General features: G+C 71.0%; 2 protein-coding genes. Both read left to right on the top strand.

What is annotated here, in order from left to right:
* Positions 1-3005, top strand: a 3005-nt coding sequence (locus tag AC060L_RS37140) for a non-ribosomal peptide synthetase (protein WP_483803411.1), incomplete at its 5' end; no start/stop codon positions are given.
* Positions 3005-9567, top strand: a 6563-nt coding sequence (locus AC060L_RS37135) for an amino acid adenylation domain-containing protein (protein WP_483803410.1), incomplete at its 3' end; no start/stop codon positions are given. The genes AC060L_RS37140 and AC060L_RS37135, both read left to right, overlap by 1 nt.

Genomic DNA, 9567 nt, shown 5'->3' with positions numbered 1-9567 from the left:
CCGCCATCGTGTGGCAGGGCCTGCCCGAACCCGTCCAGGTCGTCGCCCGCAACGCCCAACTCCCCATCGAAAACGTCACACTGGACCCGGGACCCGACGCCCAAGCCCGTCTCCTGGCCTCCTGCCGCGCCTCGATGGACCTCACCCAGGCCCCGCTCCTGCGCGCCCGGATCGCCGCCGAACCCGGCACCGAACCCGGCAGTGAACCCGGTAGCGGGCGCTGGCTGCTGGTCCTGCAGCGTCATCACCTGATCACCGACCACACGGCCATGGACGTCCTGATGGCCGAGATCCGCACCATCCTCGACGGCAACACCGACCAACTCCCCACCCCGCTGCCGTTCCGCGACTTCGTCGCCCAGGCCCGCCTGGGCGTCACCCGCGAGGAACACGAGCACTTCTTCACCACCCTCCTCGCCGACGTCACCGAACCCACCGCACCCTTCGGCCTGCTGGATGTGCGCGGCCACGACACCCACATGAGCGAGGCCAAGCTCCCCCTCGACCCACAACTCGCCACCCGCCTACGCGAGAGCGCCCGCCGCCTGGGCGTGAGCGCGGCCACGCTCTTCCACGTCGCCTGGGCCCGCGTCGTCGCCGCCACCTCCCATCGCGACGACGTCGTCTTCGGCACCCTCCTCTTCGGCCGCATGAACGCCGGCACCGGCGCCGACCGCGTCCCGGGCCTGTTCCTCAACACCCTGCCCGTGCGTGTCCCCACCAGCGGCGTCACCGTGCGCGAAGCCACCCTGGCCATGCGCACCCTGCTCGCCGACCTCCTCGTCCACGAACACGCACCCCTCGCCCTCGCCCAACGCGCCAGCGGCATCACCGCCCCCGCCCCCCTCTTCACCGCCCTCCTCAACTACCGCCACAGCCAGCCGTCCACACCCGAGGCCCGTCCGCTGGGAGTCGAAGCCCAGCACGGCCAGGACCGCACCAACTACCCGCTGACCGTGGCGGTCGACGACATCGGCAGTGGCTTCGTGCTCACCGCCCAGGCGGTCACGCCGATCGACCCCGAGCTGGTCTGCTCGCTCGCGCACACCACCCTGGCCGGCCTGGTCGCCGAGCTGGAGACCGCGCCGGACACCCTGCTCAGCCGGATCGAGGTCCTCACCGATGCCCAGCACCGGCGGATCGTGACCGACTGGAACGACACCGCGGTCGAGAACCCCGCCACCACCCTGCCCGAGCTCTTCGAGGCCCAGGCCGCCCGCGCTCCGGAGGCCGTCGCGCTCGTCCACGAGGACGTCCGGCTCACCTACGGCGAGCTCAACTCCCGTGCCAACCGCCTCGCCCGGCTCCTCGTCGAGCGCGGTGTCGGCCCGGACTCGCTCGTCGCCGTGCTGATGCAGCGCTCGGCCGACCTCGTCGTCACGCTGCTCGCCGTCCTCAAGGCCGGCGGCGCGTACGTGCCGATCGACGCGCGGGCGCCCGGGGCCCGGATGGGCGTGGTCTTCCAGGACACGGGCGCCGGGCTGCTGTTGGTGGACGGCGTCACGCGCGAGCACGAGTTCGCTCGGCAGGTCGCGGCCGCCGGCGCGGAGGTCCTGCCGATCGATCCGCAGACCGGGACCGGCAGCGCGGAGAACCTGGGGCTCGGCCACCTGCCGGACCAGCGGGCGTACGTGATGTACACCTCCGGGTCCACCGGCGTGCCGAAGGGCATCGCGAACACCCACCGCGGCGTGGTGGACCTGGTCTCCGACCGCTGCTGGCGCGAGACCGGGGCCCAGCGGGTGCTGTTCCAGTCGCCGCACGCCTTCGACGCCTCGGTCTACGAACTGTGGGTGCCGCTGACCGTCGGCGGCACGGTCGTAGTGGCGCCCGAGGGCCGCCTGGACGCGGCGGCGATCCGGTCGCTGACCACCCGCCACGGCTTGACCCATCTGCACCTCACCGCCGGGCTGTTCCGGGTGCTCGCGGAGGACGACCCGGCGGCGTTCACCGGCATCCGCGAGGTGGGCACCGGCGGCGACGTGGTGCCCGCGACCGCCGTCCGGCGGGTGCTGGACGCCTGCCCCGGCATCGTGGTCCGCAACACCTACGGGCCGACCGAGACGACCCTGTGTGCGACCCAACTCCCGCTGGCGCAGCGCGATCAGGTCCCGTCGCTGCTGCCCATCGGCCGACCGATGGACAACACCCGTACGTACGTGCTGGACGCTGGGCTGCGCCCGGTGCCGCCGGGCACCGTCGGCGAGCTCTACATCGCCGGGACCGGTCTGGCCCGCGGCTACCTGGGCCGGCCCGACCTGACCGCGCAGCGGTTCGTCGCCGACCCGTTCGGGGCAGCGGGGAGCCGGATGTACCACACCGGCGACCTCGCCCGCTGGACCGTTGACGGGTACCTGGAGTTCGTCGGCCGGGCCGACGACCAGGTCAAGATCCGTGGCTTCCGGATCGAACTGGCCGAGGTCGAGGCCGCGTTGGGCGCTCACCCGGCCGTCACCGACGCGGCGGTGCTGGCCCGCGAGGACCGGCCCGGCGACAAGCGACTCGTCGCCTACGCCGTCCTCGCGGACGGCGCCGGAACAGCGGGCAGCGCCGAAGCACCGGTCAGCGCCGACGAGTTGCGGCGCCACCTCGCCGCTTCGCTGCCGGACTACATGGTCCCGTCGGCCGTCATCCTGATGGACGTCCTTCCCCTGACGCCCAACCGGAAGCTGGACCGCAAGGCCCTGCCGGCCCCCGAGCTCAGCACGAGCACCACGCACCGCGCTCCCTCGACGCCGCGCGAGGAGCAGCTCTGCGAGGCGTTCGCGCAGGTGCTGGGGCTGGAGCTGCCGCAGGTCGGGGTGGACGACGACTTCTTCGAACTCGGCGGCCACTCGCTGCTGGCCACCCGGCTGGTGAGCCGGATCCGCACGGTGCTGAAGGTGGAACTTCCGATCCAGGTCCTGTTCGAGGCGCCCACCGTCGCCCGACTGGCCGAACGACTCGATTCTCTGAAAAAAGCCCGGCCCGCTTTCCGGCCGATGCCCAGGCGCAAGGAGTTCTGATGCTTCCGGTTTCATTCGCACAGCAGCGGCTGTGGTTCCTGGGCGAGCTGGAAGGTCCGAACGCGACCTACAACATCCCACTGGGCCTGCGGCTGACCGGAGTTCTGGACGGGCGGGCGCTGGCCGCCGCCCTGCGGGACGTGGTCGGGCGGCACGAGGTGCTGCGCACGGTGTTCCCGGCCGTGGACGGGCAGCCCTGGCAGGACATCCAGGACGAGGACTCGGTCGGCTCGCTGCTGACGGTCGTCGACGCCACCGGTCTCGACGAGCAGGCGCTCGCCGCGGCGGTGGCCGGCGCGGCCCGGCACACCTTCGACCTGTCGGCCGACCTGCCGCTGCGGGCAACGCTCTTCGCCGTGGCGCCGGATGAGCACGTGCTGCTGCTGGTGGTGCACCACATCGCGGGTGACGGCTGGTCGATGGGCCCGCTCGCGCGCGACGTGTCGGCCGCCTACCGGGCGCGCCTCGCGGGTCAGCAGCCGGACTGGGAGCCGCTGCCCGGACAGTACGCGGACTACGCCCTCTGGCAGCGCGAGCTGCTGGGCGAGGAGGACGACCCGGACAGCGTGCTCTCCGAGCAACTGGCCTACTGGCGAACCGCGCTGGCGGAGCTGCCGGAGGAGCTGGCGCTGCCGGTGCTCCGGGCCCGTCCGGCGGTGGCGAGCCACGAGGGCGGGACCGTCGAGTTCGCCGTTCCGGCCGAACTGCACCGCGCTCTGGCCGAGCTGGCACGGGCCGAGGGGGCAACGGTGTTCATGGTGCTCCAGGCGGCGCTGGCCGTGCTGCTGTCGCGACTGGGCGCCGGGACGGACATCCCGATCGGGACGGCGGTCGCCGGGCGGATGGACGAGGCACTCGACGAGCTGGTCGGGTTCTTCGTGAACACGCTCGTGCTGCGCACGGACCTCTCCGGTGACCCGACGTTCGCGCAGCTGCTGGGCCGGGCGCGGCAGGCGGGCCTCGGTGCCTTCGCCAACCAGGACGTGCCGTTCGAGCGGCTGGTCGAGGACCTCGCGCCGGTGCGGTCGATGGCTCGCCACCCGCTCTTTCAGGTGATGCTCTCGCTGCAGAACACCGCACAGGTGGTGCTGGACCTGCCCGGCCTCACGGCAGTTCCGCTGCCCGGCGGGCAGGCTCCGGCCAAGTTCGACCTGGCCTTCACCTTCGGCGAGACCTTCGGCGCGGACGGCGCGCCGACCGGGCTGCGCGGGGCGATCACGTTTGCGCTCGACCTGTTCGACGCGGCGGCCGCGGAGCGGATCGGCGAGCGTTTCGTGCGGGTGCTGGCGGGTGTGGTGGCCGAGCCGCAGCGGCCGGTCGGGTCGGTGGAGGTGCTGGACGAGGCCGAGCGCCGCTTGGTGCTGACCGAGTGGAACGACACGGGGGTTGAGCTCCCGGGTGGGTCGCTGGGGGAGTTGTTCTCGGCGCAGGTGGCGCGGACGCCTGGTGCGGTGGCGCTGGTTCACGAGGGTGTGGAGCTGACGTACGCGGAGTTGGATGCGCGGGCGGGTCGTTTGGCGGCTCGGCTGGTGGCGTGTGGTGTGGGTGCCGAGCGCGGTGTGGCGGTGCTGATGGAGCGTTCCGCCGATCTGGTGGTGGCGTTGCTGGCGGTGGTGAAGGCGGGCGGGTTCTACGTTCCGCTGGACGCGCGCTATCCGCAGGCGCACCGGATGCTGATCGTGGGCGAGACGGGTGTGGGTGTGGTGCTCACCGATGCCGCATCCGTTGCGCAGGCTGCCAAGCTGGGTGTCACGGTGCTGGTTGTCGGCGAGGATGCCGGCGAGTCGCCGGTGGCGGTCGATGTGCCGTGCAGTGACGGCCAGTTGGCGTATGTGATGTACACCTCGGGTTCGACGGGTCGGGCGAAGGGTGTGGCGGTCACGCAGCGCGATGTGATCGCGTTGGCGCTGGATCGTCGCTTCGCTGGTGGGGCGTTGGAGCGGGTCTTGCTGCACTCGCCGCACTCGTTCGATGCTTCGACGTTCGAGTTGTGGGTGCCGTTGCTGTCGGGTGGCCGGGTGGTGGTGGCGCCTGCGGGTGACCTCACGGCGGCCGCGCTGGGGCGTCTGGTGTCGGAGCACGGCGTGACCGGTCTGTGGCTCACGGCGGGTCTGTTCGCTCTGGTGGCGGAGGAGGACCCGGGCTGCCTGGCGGGTGTGCGTGAGGTGTGGACCGGTGGTGATGTGGTCTCGCCGGGTGCGGTGTCACGGGTGCTGGCGGCGTGTCCGGGTGTCGCGGTGGTGAACGGTTACGGTCCGACGGAGACGACGACGTTCGCGGCCACGCACACGGTGCGCGCGGAGGCGGGTGTGCTGCCGATTGGTCGTCCGCTCGACAACACCCGTGCGTATGTGCTGGATCGCGGGCTCTGCCCGGTGCCGGTCGGCAGTGTGGGTGAGTTGTACATCGCGGGCGCCGGTCTGGCACGTGGCTACCTCGGGCGTGCCGGGCTGACGGCGGAGCGTTTCGTCGCGAGCCCGTTCGGCGGCGCCGGCGAGCGCATGTATCGCACGGGCGATCTGGCCCGGTGGAACGAGCGTGGTGAGCTGGAGTTCGCGGGTCGCGCGGACCAGCAGGTCAAACTGCGTGGCTTCCGGATCGAGTTGGGCGAGGTGGAGGCGGCACTGACCGCACACCCCGGGATCGCTCAGGCCGCCGCACTGGTCCGCGAGGACACACCGGGCGACAAGCGCCTGATCGGCTACGTCGTCCCGGCCGAGGCCGTTGAGCTCGACGTACCCGCCGTCCGGGCACAACTCGCCACCGCACTGCCGGAGTACATGGTCCCGGCCGCACTCGTCGTCCTCGACACGCTGCCACTGACCGTCAACGGCAAACTCGACCGCCGCGCCCTGCCCGCCCCCGACCTCACTCTGTCCACCACCGTTCATCGGGCACCCTCGACGCCGCGCGAGGAGGCCCTCTGTGAGGTCTTCGCGCAGGTGCTGGGGCTGCCGGCAGTCGGGGTGGACGACAACTTCTTCGAGCTGGGCGGACACTCGCTGCTCGCCACGCGGCTGGTCAGCCGCATCCGGGCCGTGCTGGAGGTCGAGCTGTCGATCCGGGCGCTGTTCGAGACGCCTACGGTCGCCGCACTGGCCGGGCGTCTCGGTGGTGCGGCTCAGGCGCGTCCGGCGCTTGTCGCGGGTGCGCGTCCGGAGGTGGTGCCGGTGTCGTTCGCGCAGCAGCGGCTGTGGTTCCTGGGGGAGTTGGAGGGACCGAGTGCGACCTACAACATTCCGTTGGCGCTGCGGCTTTCGGGCCTGCTGGATGCCGAGGCCCTGGAGGCCGCGCTGCGGGACGTCGCGGGCCGGCACGAGGTGCTGCGGACGGTGTTCCAGGTCGTGGACGGTCAGCCGAGCCAGCAGGTGCTGGCACCTGAGGCATTGGGTGCGCTGCTGACCGTGGCCGACCTGGATGGCGCCGACGAGGAGACGGTGACCCGGGCGATCGCTCGCGCGGCAGCGCAGCCGTTCGACCTCGCTGCCGACGTTCCGTTGCGGGCTTGGTTGTTCGCGGTGGAGCCGAAGGAGCATGTGCTGCTGTTGGTGGTGCATCACATCGCCGGTGATGGCTGGTCGATGGGTCCGCTGGCGCGGGATGTGTCGGCCGCCTACCAGGCGCGGCTGACGGGTGATGCTCCGAGCTGGGAGCCGTTGCCGGTGCAGTATGCGGATTATGCGGTGTGGCAGCGGGAGTTGCTGGGTTCGCCGGAGGATTCGGGGAGTGTGCTGGCGCAGCAGTTGGGGTACTGGCGGGCTGCTCTGGCTGGTCTGCCGGAGGAGTTGGTGTTGCCGGTGGTTCGGCCGCGTCCGGCGGTGGCGAGTCATGACGGTGGGACCGCTGAGCTGTCGATTGACGCTGATCTGCACCGTGCTGCCGCCGAGTTGGCGCGGGCCGAGGGCGTGACCGTCTTCATGGTGCTTCAGGCGGCGTTGGCCGTGCTGTTGTCGCGCCTGGGCGCGGGCACGGATATCCCGATCGGGACGCCGGTGGCGGGTCGCACGGATGAGGCGCTTGATGATCTGGTCGGGTTCTTCGTGAACACGCTGGTGATGCGCACGGATCTCTCCGGGGATCCGACGTTCGCGGAGCTGTTGGGTCGGGTGCGTGAGGTGGGTCTGGGTGCGTTCGCGCATCAGGATGTGCCGTTCGAGCGGCTGGTCGAGGAGCTGGCGCCGGTGCGGTCGATGGCGCGTCACCCGCTCTTCCAGGTGATGCTGACCTTGCAGAACAACGCGCAGGCGGTGCTCGACCTGCCCGGCCTGCAGACCGCCTTCCTCCCGGCGGGGCAGCTGGCGGCGAGGTTCGACCTGTCCTTCACGCTTGCTGAGGACTTCGACTCGGCCGGTGCGCCCACCGGGTTGCGCGGCATCGTGACATTCGCCCGTGACCTCTTCGACGCTGCGACCGCCGACCGGATCGTCGAGCGTTTCGTGCGGGTGCTGGCGGCTGTGGTGGCCGAGCCTGGGCAGTCGGTTGACCGGGTTGAGGTGCTGGACCAGGCGGAACGTCGGCAGCTGCTCGTGGAGTGGAACGACACCGCGCGCGAGGTGCCGGCCGCCACGTTGCCGGGGCTGTTCGAGGCGCAGGTCGCTCGGACACCGGGTGCGGTCGCGCTTGCACATGCGAGCACCGAGTTGGACTACGCCGAGTTGAACGCTCGGGCGAATCGCCTTGCCCGGCTGCTGGTTGAGCGTGGTGTGGGTCCGGAGGCGCTGGTCGCGGTGTTGCTGGAGCGTTCGGCGGATCTGGTCGTCGCGCTGCTGGCCGTGTTGAAGTCGGGCGGCGCGTATGTGCCGATCGACCCGGAGTACCCGGCTGACCGGATCGCCTACATGCTCGGCGATGCTCAGCCCTCGGTGCTGCTGACCTCGCGGCAGTGCGCTGACCAGGTTGAGGAACTTCCCGGTGTGGACAGGGTTCTGGTCGATGAACTGACGCTTGCCGGTTACAGTGCGGCGGACTTGACGGACGCTGATCGTGTCGCGCCGCTGCGGCCGCAGCATCCGGCGTATGTGATCTATACGTCGGGTTCGACGGGTCGGCCGAAGGGTGTGGTGGTTGGGCACGAGGGTCTGGTGAACTATCTGGCGCGTTGCTGGGAGGCGTATCCGGAGTTGCGCGGCGGGACGTTGTTGCATGCGTCGATTTCGTTCGATGCGGGTGTGACGGCGTTGTACGGGGCGTTGACGTGTGGTGGTCGGGTGCGGGTGGCGGCGGTGGACGAGGGTCTGCCGTCGGTGCTGGCGGGGGAGCGGTTGTCGTTCCTGAAGGCGACGCCAAGTCATGTGTCGTACCTCGAAGCGCTTCCCGATGCCGATGTCTGTGTGCCGTCGGGTCGGATGATGGTCGGTGGTGAGGCGGTGCCGGGTGCGTTGATCGAGTCCTGGCGTGGGCGTCATCCGGGTGTGGCGGTGGTGAACCACTACGGTCCGACCGAAGCGACCGTCGGCTGCACGGACTACCTCCTTGACGCCGACGAGGAGCCGGGCGCGATCGTGCCGATCGGGCGTCCGATGTGGAACACACGGGCGTACGTGCTGGACGCGGGCCTGCGTCCGGTGCCCGCGGGTGTGGCGGGCGAGCTGTACATCGCTGGCGTGCAGTTGGCGCGCGGCTACCTCGGCCGCTCGGCCCTGACGTCGGAGCGGTTCGTCGCGGACCCGTTCGCTGTTGTCGCTGGTGCGCGGATGTATCGCACGGGTGATGTGGCGCGGTGGCGGGCGGACGGGAACCTGGAGTACTTGGGCCGGGCCGACGACCAGGTGAAGATCCGTGGCTTCCGGATCGAGCTGGGCGAGATCGAAGCCGCGCTCGCGGCGTGCGCCGGAGTTGCACAGGCCGTCGTCGTGGTCCGCGAGGACATACCCGGTGACAAGCGCGTGGTCGCCTACGCCGTCCCCGCTGACAGTGCTGCCCTGGACCCCTCCGCCATCCGCGCTCAGCTCGCCGTCTCGCTGCCGGAGTACATGGTGCCGGCCGCGATCGTGGTTCTCGACGCGTTGCCGCTGACCGTCAACGGCAAGCTGGACCGGCGGGCCCTGCCCGCGCCGGACTTCACGGCCGCTGCGACGTACCGTGCGCCCGCGACGCCGCGTGAGGAGGTCCTGTGTGAGGTCTTCGCCGAGGTCCTGGGCGTGGCCCGGGTCGGCGTGGATGACAACTTCTTCGAGCTGGGCGGGCACTCGCTGCTCGCGGTGACGCTGGTGGAGCGGCTGCGTGCGCGCGGCGTCCAGGTCAACGTCCGCGCCCTGTTCGCCGCCCCCACCGTGGCAGGCTTGGCCGAGGGCGCCGGACGCGGCGAGGTCGTCGTTCCGCCCAACCGGATCCCGGCCGGCGCGCGCGAGATCACCCCGGACATGCTGCCCCTGGTCGAGCTCACACCCGAGCAGATCGACCAGATCACGGACGCCTTCCCCGGTGGCGCGGCGAACATCGCCGACATCCACCCCCTCGCACCACTGCAGGAAGGCATCTTCTTCCACCACCTGATCGCCACCGGCGACGGCGGCGAGGACATCTACGTCCTGCCGACCGCGCTGACCTTCGACTCACGCGA

The sequence above is a fragment of the Kitasatospora sp. NEAU-69 genome, assembly GCF_057158765.1.
The sequence above is the reverse complement of the archived record's forward strand: the minus strand, read 5'-3'. Positions and strand labels throughout refer to the sequence as shown.